General features: G+C 46.7%; 14 protein-coding genes and 1 other RNA gene. 4 read left to right on the top strand and 11 right to left on the bottom strand.

From position 1 onward, the window contains the following. Positions 1–4: 4 nt before the first annotated feature. The 3 genes from pheA to gyrA form a co-directional block, all read right to left on the bottom strand. Positions 5–1,078: a prephenate dehydratase gene (pheA, locus tag ACO0KY_RS17235; protein ID WP_422999513.1), complete on the bottom strand. Its 1,074-nt coding sequence runs from the start codon at positions 1,076–1,078 to the stop codon at positions 5–7. A gap of 255 nt (positions 1,079–1,333) precedes the next feature. Next, positions 1,334–2,437, bottom strand: coding sequence for a 3-phosphoserine/phosphohydroxythreonine transaminase (serC, locus tag ACO0KY_RS17230; RefSeq protein ID WP_423048102.1), 1,104 nt, complete (start codon positions 2,435–2,437; stop codon positions 1,334–1,336). 4 nt (positions 2,438–2,441) lie between these two features. Beyond that, entirely contained in the window at positions 2,442–5,108 is a 2,667-nt protein-coding gene (gene gyrA, locus ACO0KY_RS17225) for a DNA gyrase subunit A (protein ID WP_423048100.1), read from the bottom strand. Between the two features lie 794 nt (positions 5,109–5,902). Between gyrA and ompA the strand changes: the two genes are divergently transcribed. The 4 genes from ompA (at position 5,903) to ssrA (ending at position 8,664) form a co-directional block, all read left to right on the top strand. Further along, the gene (gene ompA, locus ACO0KY_RS17220; RefSeq protein ID WP_186912844.1) at positions 5,903–6,562 is read left to right on the top strand and encodes an outer membrane protein OmpA; all 660 of its coding nucleotides are present in this window, start codon (positions 5,903–5,905) and stop codon (positions 6,560–6,562) included. A 227-nt stretch (positions 6,563–6,789) separates the two neighbouring features. Beyond that, positions 6,790–7,494 (top strand): bifunctional 2-polyprenyl-6-hydroxyphenol methylase/3-demethylubiquinol 3-O-methyltransferase UbiG, encoded by a 705-nt coding sequence (gene ubiG, locus ACO0KY_RS17215; RefSeq protein WP_423048097.1) that lies wholly within the window; start codon positions 6,790–6,792, stop codon positions 7,492–7,494. Between the two features lie 85 nt (positions 7,495–7,579). Further along, positions 7,580–8,245, top strand: coding sequence for an HAD family hydrolase (locus ACO0KY_RS17210; protein WP_423048095.1), 666 nt, complete (start codon positions 7,580–7,582; stop codon positions 8,243–8,245). A gap of 59 nt (positions 8,246–8,304) precedes the next feature. Then, positions 8,305–8,664, top strand: a transfer-messenger RNA (tmRNA) gene (gene ssrA / locus ACO0KY_RS17205). Positions 8,665–9,179: 515 nt separating this feature from the next. Here ssrA and ACO0KY_RS17200 read toward each other — a convergent pair. The 8 genes from ACO0KY_RS17200 to ACO0KY_RS17165 form a co-directional block, all read right to left on the bottom strand. Beyond that, complete coding sequence (locus ACO0KY_RS17200) at positions 9,180–10,361, bottom strand: acetyl-CoA C-acyltransferase (protein WP_423048093.1); 1,182 nt, start codon at positions 10,359–10,361, stop codon at positions 9,180–9,182. Between the two features lie 435 nt (positions 10,362–10,796). Next, positions 10,797–11,615 carry a phosphodiesterase gene (locus tag ACO0KY_RS17195; protein WP_423048091.1) on the bottom strand — a complete coding sequence of 273 codons (819 nt, stop codon included), beginning with the start codon at positions 11,613–11,615 and terminating at the stop codon, positions 10,797–10,799. 8 nt (positions 11,616–11,623) lie between these two features. Continuing rightward, positions 11,624–12,667, bottom strand: a complete 1,044-nt coding sequence (locus ACO0KY_RS17190; protein WP_423048089.1) for an ABC transporter ATP-binding protein — start codon at positions 12,665–12,667, stop codon at positions 11,624–11,626. Beyond that, complete coding sequence (locus tag ACO0KY_RS17185; protein ID WP_423048087.1) at positions 12,667–13,488, bottom strand: ABC transporter permease; 822 nt, start codon at positions 13,486–13,488, stop codon at positions 12,667–12,669. The genes ACO0KY_RS17190 and ACO0KY_RS17185 overlap by 1 nt, the downstream gene beginning before the upstream one ends. Before the next feature lie 19 nt (positions 13,489–13,507). Then, entirely contained in the window at positions 13,508–14,326 is an 819-nt protein-coding gene (locus tag ACO0KY_RS17180; RefSeq protein WP_423048086.1) for an ABC transporter permease, read from the bottom strand. A gap of 135 nt (positions 14,327–14,461) precedes the next feature. Beyond that, positions 14,462–15,478: an ABC transporter substrate-binding protein gene (locus ACO0KY_RS17175; protein ID WP_423048084.1), complete on the bottom strand. Its 1,017-nt coding sequence runs from the start codon at positions 15,476–15,478 to the stop codon at positions 14,462–14,464. Beyond that, positions 15,475–16,323: a DeoR/GlpR family DNA-binding transcription regulator gene (locus ACO0KY_RS17170; protein ID WP_423048082.1), complete on the bottom strand. Its 849-nt coding sequence runs from the start codon at positions 16,321–16,323 to the stop codon at positions 15,475–15,477. The genes ACO0KY_RS17175 and ACO0KY_RS17170 overlap by 4 nt, the downstream gene beginning before the upstream one ends. Before the next feature lie 235 nt (positions 16,324–16,558). Beyond that, positions 16,559–17,233 (bottom strand): hypothetical protein, encoded by a 675-nt coding sequence (locus tag ACO0KY_RS17165; protein WP_423048080.1) that lies wholly within the window; start codon positions 17,231–17,233, stop codon positions 16,559–16,561. Positions 17,234–18,036: the final 803 nt, after the last annotated feature.

Here is an 18,036-nt window from a genome sequence, read left to right as displayed (position 1 = left end):
TCGCTCACAAAGTACAAGGGTAAGAACCTAGGACCTTAAAGAAGGCCGCCTTGTCATTCAAATCTGCCATGGCTGCTGCCACCTTGGTGTCCTGCACATGCCCTTCTACGTCAACGTAGAAGTAATATTCCCAATTGCCCGTCCGTGCCGGACGCGACTCAAAACGCGTCATTGAGACGCCATGCTTAGATAACGGCGCCAGCAAGTTATACACGGCACCCGCCTTGTTGGGCGTTGCTAAAACGATCGAGGTTTGATCCTTGCCACTTGGCGTGGTTTGCAAACGCCCGACGACCGCAAAACGAGTGCGATTATGCGGGTCATCCTGAATATGCGCACTGACGATGCCGAGATTGTATTGCTGACCTGCGATCTCGCTGGCAATCGCCGCAACGGTGAAATCACCACTCGCCATGCGCGCTGCTTCTGCATTGGAGGCAACCGCATGTCGTTCAATGTGCGGATAGTGTTGATTTAACCATGCCTGACATTGCGCCAGAGCCTGAGAATGGGCGCAGATACGGCTCACACCTTCCATATTGCCGGATTTACTCATCAAACTATGTTGGACTGGAATCGCCAATTCGCCACTAATGATCAGGCTAGTTTGCAACAACAAGTCGAGGGTGCGGTTAATCGCACCTTCAGAAGAATTCTCAATTGGCACGACACCAAAATCTGCCGTACCGGCTTCGGTTGCGCGAAACACTTCGTCGATCGAAACGCAAGGCAAAGCCTGAATTGCGTGTCCAAATTGCTTATAAACTGCTTGCTCGCTAAACGTGCCGACTGGTCCTAAAAACGCCACAACAACGCGACGTTCCAGCGCACGGCAGGCCGACATAATTTCACGGAAAATCAGTTGAATATCGTCACTCAATAAAGGGCCAGGATTGCGCTCTGCTACGCTGCGCAACACCTGCGCTTCGCGCTCAGGCCGAAACACTGGTGCATTAGTTTCTGCTTTGACGTGACCGACTTCTTCGGCAACCCGTGCGCGTTGATTTAACAGATCTAAAATCTGCGCATCGATGGCATCTATTTTTTGGCGTAAAGGGAGTAATTTATTATCGCTCATGCTGTACCTAAAAACCGTGTTTGATCGTTGTGTAGGCAGCTCGCACTCGCGGCGAGCTGCGTGATATTTCGTGTACTTATACCAGACTTGTGGTCCGGTCCGGCAGCACTACGGTTTCCAGGTGATGGCGGATACCATGCTCAGAAAGCGCTACCGATCAAGTGTTTACATCTCAGGATTTTTTTGATCGCTGATTTGATTGCTTATTTAATTCTTTTCGTCGCTGATGCGACAACAAGCCATATTACCGCAAGTCTACTTGTGGGAAGCTTGCGCAAATTCCTGCATAAAATGAACTAAAGCCTGCACGCCTTCAAATGGCATTGCGTTATAGATCGAAGCACGCATACCACCGACCGATTTATGCCCTTTTAACTGCAGCAATCCACGCTCTTTGGCTGCTGCAAGGAAGCTGGCATTCAAGGTTTCATCTTTCAGATAAAACGGTACGTTCATGCGGGAGCGATAGGCCTTCTCAACACGATTTTCGTAAAAATCCGTCGAGTCCAGATAATCGTAAAGCAAGGTCGCTTTGGCGATATTTTTTTGCTCCATCGCTGCGACGCCGCCCTGACGTTTCAGCCATTGGAATACCAAACCTGCAATATAAATCGCGTAGGTTGGCGGGGTGTTGTACATGGATCCATTGTCGGCAACGATTTTCCAATCGAATGCTGAAGGGCAGCATGGCAAGGCATGACCTAATAAATCTTCACGCACGATGGCAATGGTTAAACCAGCGGGACCAATATTCTTTTGCGCACCGCCAAAGATGACGCCATAGCGACTCACATCGATTTCACGCGACAAAATATGTGAAGACATATCTGCAACGATAGGTGCGCCGTTAGTATCAGCCGCCACATCGGGCACGAAATGGTACTCAACGCCATCAATCGTTTCATTGGTACACAGATGCACGTAGGCTGCATTTGGCGTCAGCTTCCAGCTTTCGCGCGTGGGCACTGTGGTGAAACCGGTCTCAGCAGAGGAAGCAGCAATATTCACTTTACCGTATTTCTGTGCCTCTTTGATGGACTTGCCACTCCAGGAGCCAGTATGCACAAAGTCGATTGTCGCATCCGGACGCAACCCCATTAAGTTCATGGGAACAATCGCGTTCTCACCTAAACCACCACCCTGTAAAAACAGGATTTTGTAATTTGCCGGGATCGCCAGCAAATCACGCAAATCTTGTTGCGCGGCATCCATGATAGACATGAATTCCGCGCCCCTGTGACTCATCTCCATGACAGACATACCACTGCCATGCCAATCTAACATCTCGGCAGCGGCTTGCTGCAAAACCTCTTTAGGCAAGACCGCCGGACCGGCTGAAAAATTGTAGATGACCGTCATTCAATTACTCCGCTACATCAGCATCTGGACTGGCATCCGAAGCGCTTGCATCAACCTCCCCAACATCGGCAGAATCAATCGCCTCTGGGTCTGCATCCGTTTCAACGATACGCTGCAAGCCAGACAACTTCGTGCCGTCTTCAACGGCGATCAGTGTCACGCCCTGTGTTGCACGACCCATTTCGCGAATTTCAGAAACGCGGGTACGGATCAACACACCACCCGTTGTAATCAGCATGATTTCATCAGTTGCTTCAACCAGGGTTGCAGCGACGACTTTACCGTTACGCTCAGACGTCTGGATTGCGATCATCCCTTTGGTACCACGACCGTGACGTGTGTATTCCGTGATCGGTGTACGTTTGCCGAAGCCATTTTCCGTCGCTGTCAAGACTGATTGCTGCTCATTTTCAGCCACCAGCAAAGCGATCACTTGTTGTGACTCATCCAGATTCATACCGCGCACACCACGTGCGGTTCGGCCCATAGGACGCACATCGTTTTCATCAAAGCGCACTGCTTTACCAGCGTCGGAGAACAACATCACATCGTGTTTACCATCGGTCAGAGCAGCACCGATCAGGAAATCGCCTTCATCCAAATCGACCGCAATAATGCCGGCTTTACGTGGGTTACTGAAATCCGTCAGCGGTGTTTTCTTCACAGTACCGAGGCTGGTCGCCATGAAGACATAGTGGTCTTCAGGGAAACTGCGGTTATCGCCTGACAACGGCAGAATAACTGTGATTTTTTCACCATCTTGCAGCGGGAACATATTCACAATAGGCTTACCACGTGAAGTGCGAGAACCTTGTGGCACTTCCCAGACTTTCAACCAGTACAAGCGACCACGGTTACTGAAGCACAGGATGTAGTCATGGGTATTGGCGACGAATAATTGTTCGATCCAGTCATCATCTTTGGTCGCTGTCGCTTGCTTCCCGCGACCACCGCGTTTTTGCGCGCGGTATTCAGACAGCGGTTGCGATTTCATGTAGCCGGTGTGTGACAAGGTCACGACCATATCTTGCGGCGTAATTAAATCTTCAGTTTCCAGATCAGTAGCGTTATGCGTGATTTCTGAACGGCGAACATCTTTATTGCCTTCGCCATATTCGTTTTTCGCTAATGTCAATTCATCAGTGATGATGGTTGTCACGCGCTCTGGCTTAGACAAAATATCGAGCAAATCAGCGATTTCAGCCATCACATCTTTGTATTCGTTGACAATCTTGTCTTGTTCCAGACCAGTCAAACGTTGCAAACGCATTTGCAGAATTTCTTGCGCCTGATCATCCGACAGTTTGTATAAACCGTCATTTTGAATACCATAATGCGCCGGAAGATTCTCTGGGCGGAAAGCAGCGATACCACCTGGATTGTCAGCCGCAGTACGTGTCAACATTTCACGTACCATGGAGCTATCCCAGGCGCGGGTCATCAATTCTTGTTTCGCGATTGGCGGTGTTGGCGCCGCTTTAATGATCGCGATGAAATCATCGATATTTGCCAGAGCAACAGCCAGACCTTCGAGCACATGACCGCGCTCGCGGGCTTTACGTAATTCAAATACGGTACGGCGTGTCACAACCTCACGGCGATGCGACAAGAAGCATTCCAGCATTTGCTTTAAATTCAGCAATTTTGGCTGACCATTGACCAGCGCCACCATGTTCATACCAAACGTATCTTGCAATTGCGTTTGTTTGTACAGGTTATTGAGAACGACGTCGGGCACTTCGCCGCGCTTTAATTCGATCACAACGCGCATACCGGATTTATCTGATTCATCGCGAATATCAGAAATACCTTCGAGCTTTTTGTCGCGCACTAATTCAGCGATACGTTCGAGCAAAGATTTCTTATTGACCTGATATGGCAGCTCATCGACGATCAGTGCAGTGCGATTATCTTTGCCGAATTCTTCAAAATGCGTCTTAGCGCGCATCACAACGCGGCCACGGCCAGTGCGATAACCATCGCGTACGCCAGAAACGCCATAAATAATACCGGCGGTCGGGAAATCTGGCGCCGGGATAATTTCGATCAGCTCATCAATTGTGCAATCTGCATTGCGCAGCACGTGCAACGCACCGTTAATGACTTCAGTAATATTATGTGGCGGAATATTCGTCGCCATACCCACCGCGATCCCGGAAGCGCCGTTGATCAGCAAGTTAGGAATACGGGTCGGCAATACGGATGGTTCTTTTTCTTTACCATCGTAGTTAGGTACAAAATCGACGGTTTCTTTTTCGATATCGGCCAGAATTTCATTGGCGATTTTATCGAGACGACATTCGGTATAACGCATCGCCGCGGCGTTATCGCCGTCGACGGAACCGAAGTTACCCTGACCATCAACGAGGGTATAACGCAAAGAGAAATCCTGCGCCATACGTACCAAAGTGTCGTAAATAGAAGCGTCGCCATGCGGGTGATACTTACCCATGACTTCACCGACCACACGTGCACATTTCACGAAAGGACGGTTATAGACGTTGTTCATTTCATGCATCGCGAACAATACGCGACGATGCACTGGCTTTAAGCCATCACGCACGTCCGGCAAGGCTCGACCAACGATCACGCTCATGGCGTAATCGAGGTAACTCTTGCGCATTTCTTCTTCAAGGGAAATCGGGAGTGTTTCTTTTGCGAATTGATCCATTGGCAGGCCGGCAAATTAGAGCTTGGTTAATTGACGACGCTATATATACTGATGTAAATCTCGTGATGCGATTCTAGTGATGTAAGCTTGCTCAAAATCTGTACGCGTTTTTATCAACGATAACCGCCCGACTTCGCGTACAAAAATAATATGCATCCAGAACCTGAGTTAAGGACGATTGCACAAGATCCATCAATTTACATAGCGTTTAACTCTTGATTCTAACATGCCTCACGCACCTAAAGCGGCATAAATAGCATTTATGCACAGATCTGCGACGCTGAGTGGGTTCAATGATGTGCGCATATTAAAAAGTCTCAAAAAATACCCAGACAATTTTGAATAAACTGCTGCGTTGCAACATTCAAACACCAAAAAAGGGCCAAAATTTTCAATCTAGGGGCGAATAAAACCCGCTTTTTCAACAAAAAAATAGCCTTTTATCCTTAAATTTTGATCTTTAAACGACAAAAAAAGCACACTTACCAGTACTAATTTGAGCTAAAAACAAAGATTTACAATTCAACAATACCAATGAAAATCCGCTTAAAATTGGTCTAATTTCATCAAACTCCTTATATTTCGTTGCCAATACACGACATATTTGCCTCTTTCTCAGTTTTCCGAATTAACAAGAATGCCAATGACTTACGCATCTATGGCAAAATGGCGACGAATGGTAAAAGTCTGCTTGAAGAAATAGTATTGTCATCAAGCACATGGTATCATCCGGTTTTATGCAGCATTTTGCGCAGTTTATCTGCGGTAATTCAATCTCACCCGAGAGGAGAAATATGAAAATTTTAGTTAAGCTCGTTATCGCAGCGTCCGCAGTGGCTTCTTTTTCTGCATTCGCACAACAACAAGACATCAAAGCAAGCACACCTAACAGCGCATACGTTCAAGACGGCCGCGGTGTAGTTGCTATGGATCCATTTGGTCTGTGCTGGCGCACTGGCTACTGGACACCAGCTGATGCGGTTCCAGGTTGCGATGCACCATTGGTAAAAGAAGCTGCTCCTGCACCTGCACCAGCTCCTGCACCAGTAGTTGTACCAGCACCAGCACCAAAACCAGCTCCAGTTCCAACTTCCGAAAAAGTTACTTTCGCTGCTAGCGCATTGTTTGACTTCGACAAAGCTGTATTGAAACCAGAAGGCAAAAAACAACTGGACGACATGGCTGCTAAGTTGAAAGAAATCAACCTGGAAGTAGTAGTTGCTGTTGGTCACACTGACTCCGTTGGTACAGACGCATACAATCAAAAATTGTCTGTTCGTCGTGCTGAAGCAGTTAAAGCTTACTTGGTAACTAAAGGTATCGAAGCTAACCGTGTTTACACTGAAGGCAAAGGCAAAAAACAACCAGTTGCTGACAACAAAACAGCAGAAGGCCGTGCTAAAAACCGTCGTGTAGAGATCGAAGTTGTTGGTACTCACACAGTAACTAAATAATTAAACTCCGGTTTATTTATTGAAAAACCCCGCTTCGCGGGGTTTTTTATTTTTTACTGCATTTTTTCTCTTCGCGTCTCCCCTTCTTCCATCCAACATCAACACCATAGCAAATAACATAACAACTCAATCTTTCATGAATTGTTGTCGGCTAATGCGATAAGTCTCTGAATCGCCTACAATACGTTCTTTGCCATTCGCACCTCGCGTGCCTCAGCGATTACATCATGTCTACCATCAATGCCGACCCAGCAGAAATTCAAAAATTCAGTGAACTTGCCCATCGCTGGTGGGACCCAACCTCAGAATTCCGTCCACTCCATGAAATCAACCCTCTACGCCTGGAATGGATTAATCAGCGCATTCCGCTGGCAGGTAAAAATGTCATCGACGTCGGTTGTGGTGGCGGCATCCTGGCGGAGTCCATGGCAAAAAAAGGGGCCACGGTCACTGGCATCGACTTATCTGACAAAGCCTTAAAGGTTGCGGATTTGCATAGCCTGGAATCTGGCGTATCAGTGCGCTATAAAAAAATTCCCGCCGAAGAAATGGCAGAAATGGAAGCAGGTCAATTTGATGTGGTCACTTGCATGGAAATGTTAGAACACGTTCCAGACCCCGCATCGATTATTCGCGCCTGCACCAGAATGGTCAAACCGGGTGGGCACGTTTTCTTTTCAACCTTGAATCGCAACGTCAAATCGTATCTGTTTGCGATCATCGGTGCTGAATATGTGCTGCAATTGCTACCAAAAGGCACGCATGACTATGCCAAATTTATTACTCCAGCAGAACTGACTCAGGATGTACGCAATGCCGGCCTGGAATTACATGCAATGAGAGGCCTGAGCTACAACCCGCTGACAAAAATGTATTCACTTAATAACGACACGAGTGTTAATTACATGATTGCTTGTACAAAGCCAGCTTAATATAAAGCACAGGGCAGCGCCAACGTATTCCGGAGGGGATCAGATTCAATATTTGATCCCCTTCTTTTGATTTCAATCACATACCATGCAAATTCCAAAAGCCATTTTATTTGATCTTGACGGCACCCTCGCCGATACCGCTCCAGACCTGGCAGCCGCGATCAACGTCATGCGCCGCAACCGGGATTTACCTCCCACACCTTATGAACATTTGCGCCCTTATGCGTCCGCCGGCGCGCGCGGCCTGATCGGCGCTGGTTTTAATATCAGACCGGAAGATCCGGAATACGAAGCGATGCGTATTGAATTTTTAAATCATTACGCATCAGCAATTGCTGATCAAAGCACACTTTTTGACGACGTACCACATCTACTCAACGGACTTGATGCCTTGCAATTACCGTGGGGCATCGTCACCAACAAAGCCATGCGCTTTACCGATGCACTGGTGCCCTTGCTCGACTTAAAACAAGCCCGTTGCATCATCTCTGGTGATACCACGCCGCACGCCAAACCACATCCTGCACCATTATTCGAAGCGGCAAAACAGCTGGCAATAGCGGCAGAACATTGCTGGTACGTTGGCGATGATTTGCGCGATATTCAAGCTGCCAAAGCGGCTGGCATGTATAGCATTGCCGCAGCATGGGGCTATTGTGGTGCGACTGAACCTACTCATTGGAATGCTGACCTGGTGCTTCATAGTCCATTAGAATTGCTGGAAATCTTACGTAGCAAACATTTAGCGTAACGCAGCTATTGAATACCCTGTCCTTCACCCCCGATTTTGAGGTATACTAGCAAGGCTTAGGGGTCGACCAGGTTTCGACAGGGGTTGCAAAGCAGCGCAGGGCATACCGAGGCCAGACTACCTCGTAAATACAATCTGAAATTTATAACTGCAAACGATAACTCGTACGCATTAGCCGCTTAATACCGGCTAACCTTACACTACCTCGTCCATAGGGTGGGCTGGCAACAGCAGTAAGGACATTCATATGGAATCGTCTTGAGTCGGGTTACTTGGCTCAGGATTAAATAATAGGTAACTCGTCTTGCCGCAGCGTGTGCGTCCGCGTCGTCAAGATTAAATCAAATGGCAGCACTAAGTATGTAGAACTGTCTGTAGAGTGCTTCTGGACGCGGGTTCGATTCCCGCCGACTCCACCAGAATATAATTTAAAATCAAAAATTTACGATTTTAAAATAATCATTAATCGTGGTTATTTCTGGTCGCTTTGACACCAGAATGTCAACAAAATCACAGCAAGAAAAAGCTCGCAATTGCGGGCTTTTTTTATTATCAATCCAGCTTATTTCACTGAGGCTGAAACCCGACTTCAGTCATTCCGTAAATTTCGCCACCAATCACCGAACAATCAACAAGAACGCACAAATCCTCAATAACATATCAATCTCCCCTCTCGATCGCCTCTCGCGTAACCCACCGCTTTGAGACAAGTGACATTCATTACCAAAGTCACATTTCGTAAATTGCCCCCCCTTTGCTGCGGTTTAAATTTACGTTGAAACATACAATTGTTCCAAGCCTGTCTTGGATAAGTGCTCACCTTGACCGACTTTGTCAGCCAATTTTGAGGACAGATTTTCACGCAAAAACGCACACACTTCCTGGTGGAAATTTTCTTCCCCAGCGGTAAAATTCAAATCCTTCTGGTCTTACCTCAATAAATTTCAAACAAGCCGGCGGCACCCATACCACCCGCAATACACATCGTAACGACCGCATATTTAATACCCCGCCGACGACCTTCGATCAGTACATGACCAGCCAGACGTGCCCCCGTCATGCCAAATGGATGACCAATGGAGATCGCGCCGCCATTCACATTCAGACGTTCATCTGGAATGTCCAGACGCTGTTGACAATAAATACTCTGAGACGCAAACGCTTCGTTGAGTTCCCACAAACCGATGTCATCCATTTTTAAGCCATGGCGAGCGAGTAATTTTGGAACTGCAAAAACAGGCCCGATACCCATTTCATCGGGCTCACAACCAGCGACGACCATGCCACGAAACGCGCCCAATGGCGTAAGGTTGGCACGACTCGCTTCTTTGGCTTCCATTAACACGCAGGCTGACGCACCATCTGATAACTGAGAAGAGTTTCCCGCCGTAATGAAGTGCTCGGCACCGCGCACCGGCGCAAGTCTTGCCAGCCCCGCTAAATTGGTGTCGAGACGATTGCATGTATCCGCATCCACCGTCACAGCGCGTTGCGATACGGTGCCAGTGGCCTTATCGGTGACTGCCATAACAGTACTGCAGGCGACGATCTCGTCACGGTAGCGTCCAGCCGCTTGGGCTTCAGCAGTTTTGCGCTGGCTTTGTTCGGAAAAAATATCTTGCGCTTCGCGGCTGATGCCGTAACGTGCGGCGACAATATCTGCGGTTTCTATCATGGATAAATACAGATCTGGTTTGTGTTCCATTATCCACGAATCAAGGCTGGAAGCGCCGTCTTCACGGGTACGTATTTGAGAAATGCTTTCGACGCCGCCGGCGATCATTGCGGGCACACCGTCGACCACGATGCGGCCAGCGGCCACGGCAATGGCTTGCAAGCCAGACGCACAAAAGCGATTGATCGTCGTGCCCGCAATGCTGATCGGCAGTCCAGCGCGGATGATGGTTTGACGTGCGATGTTACGACCGGTTGTACCTTCAGGGTAGCCACAACCAATAATCGCATCTTCGATCAACGCAGGATCAATCCCTGCGCGCTGTACTGCTGCACCGACGGCAAACGCGGCGAGTGCCGGACCTGACGTAATATTGAATTCACCTCGATGTGCTTTCGTGAGCGGGGTACGGGCTGTTGAAACGATGACGGCTTCGCGCATGATGTTGGTCTCCTGAAATCTGAATTTTGAATTTTGATTTTTGAATTTTTTATTAACCAGGAATTACGCAAGATAGTTGAGTGCAACATCTTGTGAAGTGTTTTCAATCGGTGTTATATCCTGGACTATCAATTCGTTTGACATGATTCGATTATCCATTGGCATAGCAGCCAAGTTAACTTAGTGTTGAAGTATCTAGATTGTCATCAGAACGGTAAGAGCTGACCATCCCTTCATTTCTTGACATGGACACTGATATTAGTGCGTTTCTTGGGGATAGACAATCTATCTGTATTACCTTCTTTGCTTTGATAAATGTCTCGAATAAGAAAGCAGATGCCTTTTTATATTTCGATGGTGTTGAATAATAGCGCCCCATGTAAATAAAAAGCGATACAAAAATAAAAAACCCGGATTGCAAGCCCGGGTGGTGGTTCAATCAATCAATTTTCCATCATCTCCAAAAAATGGAAATGGTCCCGGGTAATTTCCTATCAGCGCGGTGTGGCTGATTAAATGTCCGTCGTTCCACCAGTGCAGCAAATATCCTGGTGGTTCCATGCAGAAGTAACTTGGGGCTGAAGGGTTAATGTCTAACTCAATCTGATGCGCGGGACTGGGACTTGTCATCGCCGGACGACCACCAACCTGAGCGTGAATAGTGCGATGCAAGTGACCGAATAAAATCGCGCGAACCTGTGGGTGGCGAGACATAATTTCAGCGAATTCTTCACGGCCTTTTAAACCGATATCATCCATGTGACCAATACCGGTTAAAAATGGCGGATGGTGCATCATGATCAGGGTAGGTACATCAGGCTGTTGTTGTAAAGTCTGGTCTAACCACGCAAGCCTTTCCTGGCACAATTCGCCTCCGCCGGAGAAAGGGATCAGAGTATCGAGTCCAATAAGTCGAAACGGATATTCATCATTGATCGCAAAATGTAAAAATCCGCTCGCTGGCAAATAGCTCGCATCTTTAAAAGCACGACGCATTGCATCACGTTCGTCGTGGTTACCGGGAATAACGATGATACGCTGCCTGATCGGGGCAAGTATGCTACGTAGATAGTCGTATTCTTCATCACGCCCCAGATCAACCAGATCCCCTGTCAGTAAAATAAGATCTGGTTGAATTTTTAACTGCATGATGTGGGCAACGCAGTCACGTAGCATTTGAGCGGTATCGACGATGTTATACGCCACCTTTCCAGGCATTTTGATGTGGGTGTCGCTGATTTGTGCGATTAACATAGAGGCTCCTATAAGGCGATAATGCCACGCGTATCAATGTGCAATCCGACCATATCGCCAGCCTTGAAATCATAGCGGCTATGACTATCAATCACCAGTGGTTGCGGCTCGCCGACGTCGACCAGAATACGCGTACGGTCGCCCATGAACACAGCTGTGTTGACGGTACCGCGTAAGCTAGTATTCTCATGCGCTTCGGCGATTTTAATGTCTTCAGGGCGGAACAAAATCGAGTGCTCGGCTGTATCTGGCTGCTGCCATGCCAACTGCCCTGCTTTACAAGAAAATATTCCGTCACGGATCTTGCCATTTAAACGATTCATGATGCCAATGAAATCCGCAACAAAGGTATTCGCAGGTTGCTGATAAATTTCACGCGGTGTACCGATTTGCGCAATGCGGCCATGCTCCATGACGACGATGCGATCACCCAAAGCCATTGCTTCAGTCTGGTCATGTGTGACATAGACCGAGGTGATTTTTAACTGACGTAATAAGCCGTTGATTTCGAGACGCAGACTATCACGTAGTTTGGCATCCAGTGCCGTTAAGGGTTCATCCAGCAATAAGGCACGCGGCCGTACCGCAATCGCCCGCGCCAGTGCGACGCGCTGACACTGACCACCCGACAATTGCGTAATACGGCGATCTGCCAGACGTTCAATTTGCATCATCGCCAGCATTTCAGCGACACGCGCCTTGCTTTCTGCTGATGGCATTTTGCGGATTTTTAAACCATAACCAATGTTTTCGGCAACAGTCATATTCGGGAATAAGGCATATGATTGGAACACCATGCCAACGTTTCTTTTTTCTATCGGCAATGCAGTAACATCGACGCCGTCAAACAATACTTTACCACCGTGATCTGGCTGTTCCTGACCTGCGATCATACGCAACGTCGTGGTTTTGCCGCAGCCCGATGGGCCGAGTAATACCAGGGTTTCGCCAGCATGAATGTCGAGATTAATCGGCTCCAGTGCTCGAGTACCATCGGCAAACGTTTTACTGCATTGTTGCAGCGAAATAGAGAGAGAAGATTGCGTTTCCATTATTTGCTTTCTGTCGCGAGTTCTTCAGGTACAAAGCGCACAACACGTGCTTTGCCGATAGCCTGTATCGCCAATAACAAAGGAGTAATCAGTAAAAAGAAAATCAAGGTGTAGGCACTACCGATTTCAAAACGTAAAGAGGCATAAGCATCCGCCAGACCAACCGGTAAAGTTTTGGTCAGTGGCGTATGCAACAACCAGGTCATATTAAATTCACCAACGGATAAGGTGACGACCATTAGAGAACCAGCAAGGATGCCAGCACGGCAGTTAGGCAACACGATATCGACAAAGCGCTGTGCAAAGTTTGCTCCCAACGAAGCAGCGCCCTCTTCCAAGGTTTTTAAGTCGGTAGCATGCATCACAGCAAGTACGGAACGCACCATAAATGGCAAGGTGAACAAAACGTGACCAACCAGAATAAATAACCAGGAAGTCCGAAAACCAGGCACACCACCAAAGGTGACAATCAATGCCAATGCGGTTGCCAGACCAGGAATCGCAATCGGCAAGACCAGCAATTCTTCGATAATTCGACTCAGGCGATTTTGTGTACGCACTAATACATAGGCAGTCGGAATACCGAGAATCAAGGTGACGATCAAACACACAACCGATAGGCCCAGTGAGGCGAATAAAGTATCGCGATAACCATCCCAGACTTCCATCACCCAACGCAAAGTCAGACCACTTTCCAGTCCTACCTGATAATTTGTAGTGACGCCCGCCAGCATAGACATGCCAACTGGCACGATCAAAAATACGCAAACCAACAGCGTAAATAGCAACTGCAAAACGAATAAAACTCTATTTCTTGTCATCACTTTTTCCTTGTATGCCTTATGCCGCAGCAGCGACTGTTGCGCTACTGGCGCTACGTGCCAATGCGAGGACTATCCACGTGACTACGCCCAATACAAAGCTCAGTGCAGACGCCATCGCAAAATTGGCAGACATTGTAAATTCGGTATAGATCACCATCGGCAAAACATCGATACTTGAGGCCAAAGTAAATGCCGTACCAAACGCACCAACGGCGGTCGCAAAGCAAATGGCACCGGCAGAAATCATCGCAGGCTTCAGCCCCGGAATAATTACGTCAACCAAAACGCGCCATGGTGATGCGCCTAGTGAGCGAGCTGCCTCTTCTAAACGTGGATCAAGTTTTTCAGCGGCCGCCATGACGGTCAAAATCGTACGTGGCACCGAGAAATAAACATAGCCCATGAACAAACCAGATAAAGAGTAAGCAAATACTAAATGATCGTGACCCAGAGCTTCACTCAGATCGCCGATAATGCCCTGACGCCCGGCCAGCATGATGACCATGAAGCCAATTACGACACCAGGAAACGCTAAAGGTAACGTCAGCAAACTCACTAACAAGGCATTACCTGGGAATTTATGACGTTGCAAAAAGACACCACTAATCCCGCTGATGATGAGCGTAACGATCGTGGTAGCAAGGCCAACTCCTAATGTCGCCAATAAAGAATTCAGATAATTGTTGTCAGTCAGAATGGCGGTATATGCTGACCAGCCTTTGACCCCACCACCACCAATCATAAATAGCTTGGCCATCGGTAGCAAAAAGAACGCGGAAAAGAATATTCCTGTCGGAAGTAATAATAATGTCAGGCGACGGGTTTCAGTAGGCATTTGCGATGAATGTAAAGAACAGGGGGCACGACATGAAGGAACAGTTGGTGATCACTTCATCTATAGCGTTGCAGTTCATGCTCCAAAACGCCAACATAAGGCGCTTTGGAGCATTGATATGATCCGAATACTTCCTTATTTCGCTTCGTTCTTATAACGTTCAATGATCATATTTTGTGCTGCTGCCAGCTTCTTCAAATCAACAGGTTTTGCACGTTCATATTCACTGTCAGGCAAAAATTTTGCCTTAGCTGCGGCTGACAACTTATCCGCAAATACCGGACGCAAATACGCATTGCCCCACATTTGCTGGCTTTCGTCAGACAATACAAAGTCTAATACTTTTTTACCGTTTTCCTGGTTAGGACTATTTTTTACCAATGCCATGACGTAAGGGAAAACTACGGTGCCTTCTTTCGGAATCACGAATACGACTGGTGCTTTATCGGTATATTGACCGCGATACGCATTGAAATCGTAATCAATCAGAATAGGAATTTCGCCGCTAATTACGCGAGAATAAGAAGTTTGCTTAGGAACGATGGCCTGATTTTTGACCAACGCCTTAAAGAAATTAATACCTGGGGTGATGTTTTCATAAGTGCCGCCCAATGCGAGATTGACTGCCATCACACCTACTTGACCAACAGACGCAGAAGTTGGATCAAGGTAACCGACGAGACCCTTGTATTCTGGCTTAAGCAGATCCGACCAGCTTTGTGGAACAGGCTTTTTACCTAAGGCGGCTTTGTTAATGAATAAACCCAAAGTGCCTGAGTGAATGGTGAACCAGTTACCTTGTGGATCTTTTAAATCGGCGGGAATTTTGTCCCAGTTTTTTGGTTTATATGGCGTGATGATCCCGGCTTCACGCGCCTGATCAGAAGCAATACCACCGAGATAAACAACGTCAGCAACGGGATTTGCTTTTTCCGCAATCATTGCAGTAATGGATTGGCCAGAATTCTTATTATCAGGTGGTATTTGTATGCCCAAACGCGTTTGTATCGTTTTTAATTGGGTACCCCAATCTGCCCATTCTGGCGGACAGTTATAGCAAATTGCGCGGTTTTGCGCCTGTACACTGCCACTCAATGCGATCAAGCCCAAAGCAAACGAGGCGACAACATGCTTCATCTTGAATAATTTCATAAACCACTTCTCCTGAAGTTACGGGGTAAAACGGGGTCGGAACAAATAATTAAGCGAACACCAGCCTGGTGCAATTGATTTTCCAGTTCACTGGAAATCGGTTTGTCGGTAAAGACGGCTGTCGCATCCGTAATGTGGCCACCACGGACAGTCGCACTGCGTCCAAACTTACTGTGATCAAGAACTAAGAATCGCTGACGACAGTGTGTACTCAATTCAGTCCGCATATGGACTTCGTCACTGCTGAAGTCCAATAATGTGCCATCTTCAGCGACGCCAGCGACACCGTAAATACCTATATCGACGGAAAAACGGCCAAAAAAATTGTGAGCTTCACTGGAGACCATATCTTGATCGAGATTGCGGATACGACCACCAGCAAGAGTAATTTCGCACTGAGGATTAGGTGATAAGGCGACAGCCACATTAATATTGTTAGTCATGACGCGCAGATGCGTATGTTCAACCAATGCGTGTGCACATTGCTCTGGCGTTGTACCTATACCAAAAAACAAAGAGGCATCTTCAGGGACTTCCTTCGCAACCCGACGGGCAATCGCTCGCTTAGCATCAATGTTTAAAACCTGGCGCATCGGGTAGGCGAGATTTTCGCCGGTGCTGGGAACATCAACGCCCCCATGCCGGCGACGTAAAATGCCCAAGTCACACAAACTATTCACGTCGCGCCGTATCGTTTGCGGAGTAACATTAAAGTGCAGCGACAAATTTTCTATACGCTGAAAACCTGATCTGCGCACCAACTCGACAATTGCCTCTGCACGTTCAATAGCACTGCGAGTGGCGAGTTGTATTGAATCAGAATAGTTGGATGTAGGTATGTTCATATAGTGAATCGGTCAGCTATTCGACCACTATATGGTGTGTTTATTACGTGCCGATGACGTTCACTTTGATTTAGTTTTTAAATTATTTTCTTCAAGTGAAATTTGAGCGGCAATTCCATCTTCAAATGAACATCAAAAATCAATAGATTCATCTTCGATCTATAGCTTCTACTTATCTGCAATTGCGATAAATGAAAAAGCCACTTGTCGTATTGGCGGCTTTCTTCAATTCAAACTAGAGACGAGAATCGTAACTCACCTGATTCTGAACCGATTGAATTCCAACAATGTAGCTCGAACGGTATAGCCCTGAACTGACTGTGCCATAAACTTTCGTTTGCCAATCAATATTCAATCCACATGTTGTGACTGGAGATATATTTGAAACCCCTTGGTTATTTGGAGCCTGGCTCGCAGCATTCAACGTGGCATCAAGATCGGACGTATAAATGGCAAAACTATTATTTGTATTCGCAACATGCGAAACGGGAACCGCATTTTGCCCGCTAAAGCTAGTACCATCGGCTCTATTACATTGCATATTGACGATTGCTCCGACGTTAGCTGTCGGCGATAAGCTAAGTTGTACCAGCAATTTTCTTGCGCTCTTCCCCAAGTTAACAGTACCCATCGGCGATAGCATCGCAAATGGTGACGGCAATGTCACTGTGCTTGGGTACATGGACGTACCACGCAGGAAATTCACCGCAACGACTGGTTGCAAACTAGCATCAGGCACCATTGCTGTATAAGGTGTCCCAGTATCAGGTGTCGACTGAAATGTGGCCGCTTGCCCATCAACTGTCGCTGTCAAACTATCCCCGCCAGTAATTGCTACCGCTGTTAATAAATTGGCGGTCTGTCCGATCGAAGCTGTGATGGTTACCTGTCCATTTTTTTGAGTTACCACGTAGCTAGTTCGAATATCACTGACAACATCAGCATTAGAATTTGTACAATTAGAAATGATACAGACGGTGTTAAAGTTAACTGAACCTGGGTCATTTACGATAGCGTTAGTGGCGTCATTTGCAAGAAAACAGCCACTTAACAAGAGCGACAAAAACCCGCCGACAAATATGCGTAATGTAATCATTTTATGTGCCACACCATTAATCATCTGGTTACTCGAAAAAGTTAAATAAAATACAAATAAATATGAAATTTATATTTTATTATATCTATGTCTATATTTTTTATGCAACTTATTCTTAAAGATATTTTTTAAATTATTAAGATTAAATAAGTCTTAAATGGGAAAATTGATGCTTATAGGGATCTATTTTCGAGAAAATAGTGATCAGATGTCCCTCAATTTAATTCAGAATAGCTGCATTTAATATTTTAATATTTATCCGTGTTTGAAATTGCTTACCCGTGGAAATAACTATATTGCTCGGACTAAATGAAATAAAAAGTCATTAAAATTTTTGACTCATCCGAGATCAATAGCAATAAGCCCCAGAGAAGATCTAAGCACTGTTTCGCGCATCGGATTCAGGCAGGAACGTAAATCAATGTGATTGATGAATTAACTAATAGATTAATTTAGGAAATGATTTGGGAATAGGTTTTGATGATCGCCCCGGGAGATCGGAGAATCATTTCTGAATCACAAAAGCAAAACCCCTCACTGTTTTCACAGAGAGGGGTAGCATTGGGGAGCCTGACGATAACCTACTTTCACACTGGTTGCAGCACTATCATTGGCGC

This window comes from Undibacterium sp. Dicai25W, from assembly GCF_049340505.1.
Classification (GTDB): Bacteria; Pseudomonadota; Gammaproteobacteria; order Burkholderiales; family Burkholderiaceae_D; genus Undibacterium; species Undibacterium jejuense.
Note: the sequence above shows the minus strand (reverse complement) of the source record. Positions and strands in the feature narration are given on the sequence as shown.

What these genes read in the sequence shown, in the direction of transcription:
- pheA (WP_422999513.1), bottom strand. Translation starts at nt 1,078, where the DNA reads ATGAGCGATAATAAATTACTCCCTTTACGCCAAAAAATAGATGCCATC.
- serC (WP_423048102.1), bottom strand. Translation starts at nt 2,437, where the DNA reads ATGACGGTCATCTACAATTTTTCAGCCGGTCCGGCGGTCTTGCCTAAA.
- gyrA (WP_423048100.1), bottom strand. Translation starts at nt 5,108, where the DNA reads ATGGATCAATTCGCAAAAGAAACACTCCCGATTTCCCTTGAAGAAGAA.
- ompA (WP_186912844.1), top strand. Translation starts at nt 5,903, where the DNA reads ATGAAAATTTTAGTTAAGCTCGTTATCGCAGCGTCCGCAGTGGCTTCT.
- ubiG (WP_423048097.1), top strand. Translation starts at nt 6,790, where the DNA reads ATGTCTACCATCAATGCCGACCCAGCAGAAATTCAAAAATTCAGTGAA.
- ACO0KY_RS17210 (WP_423048095.1), top strand. Translation starts at nt 7,580, where the DNA reads ATGCAAATTCCAAAAGCCATTTTATTTGATCTTGACGGCACCCTCGCC.
- ACO0KY_RS17200 (WP_423048093.1), bottom strand. Translation starts at nt 10,361, where the DNA reads ATGCGCGAAGCCGTCATCGTTTCAACAGCCCGTACCCCGCTCACGAAA.
- ACO0KY_RS17195 (WP_423048091.1), bottom strand. Translation starts at nt 11,615, where the DNA reads ATGTTAATCGCACAAATCAGCGACACCCACATCAAAATGCCTGGAAAG.
- ACO0KY_RS17190 (WP_423048089.1), bottom strand. Translation starts at nt 12,667, where the DNA reads ATGGAAACGCAATCTTCTCTCTCTATTTCGCTGCAACAATGCAGTAAA.
- ACO0KY_RS17185 (WP_423048087.1), bottom strand. Translation starts at nt 13,488, where the DNA reads ATGACAAGAAATAGAGTTTTATTCGTTTTGCAGTTGCTATTTACGCTG.
- ACO0KY_RS17180 (WP_423048086.1), bottom strand. Translation starts at nt 14,326, where the DNA reads ATGCCTACTGAAACCCGTCGCCTGACATTATTATTACTTCCGACAGGA.
- ACO0KY_RS17175 (WP_423048084.1), bottom strand. Translation starts at nt 15,478, where the DNA reads ATGAAATTATTCAAGATGAAGCATGTTGTCGCCTCGTTTGCTTTGGGC.
- ACO0KY_RS17170 (WP_423048082.1), bottom strand. Translation starts at nt 16,323, where the DNA reads ATGAACATACCTACATCCAACTATTCTGATTCAATACAACTCGCCACT.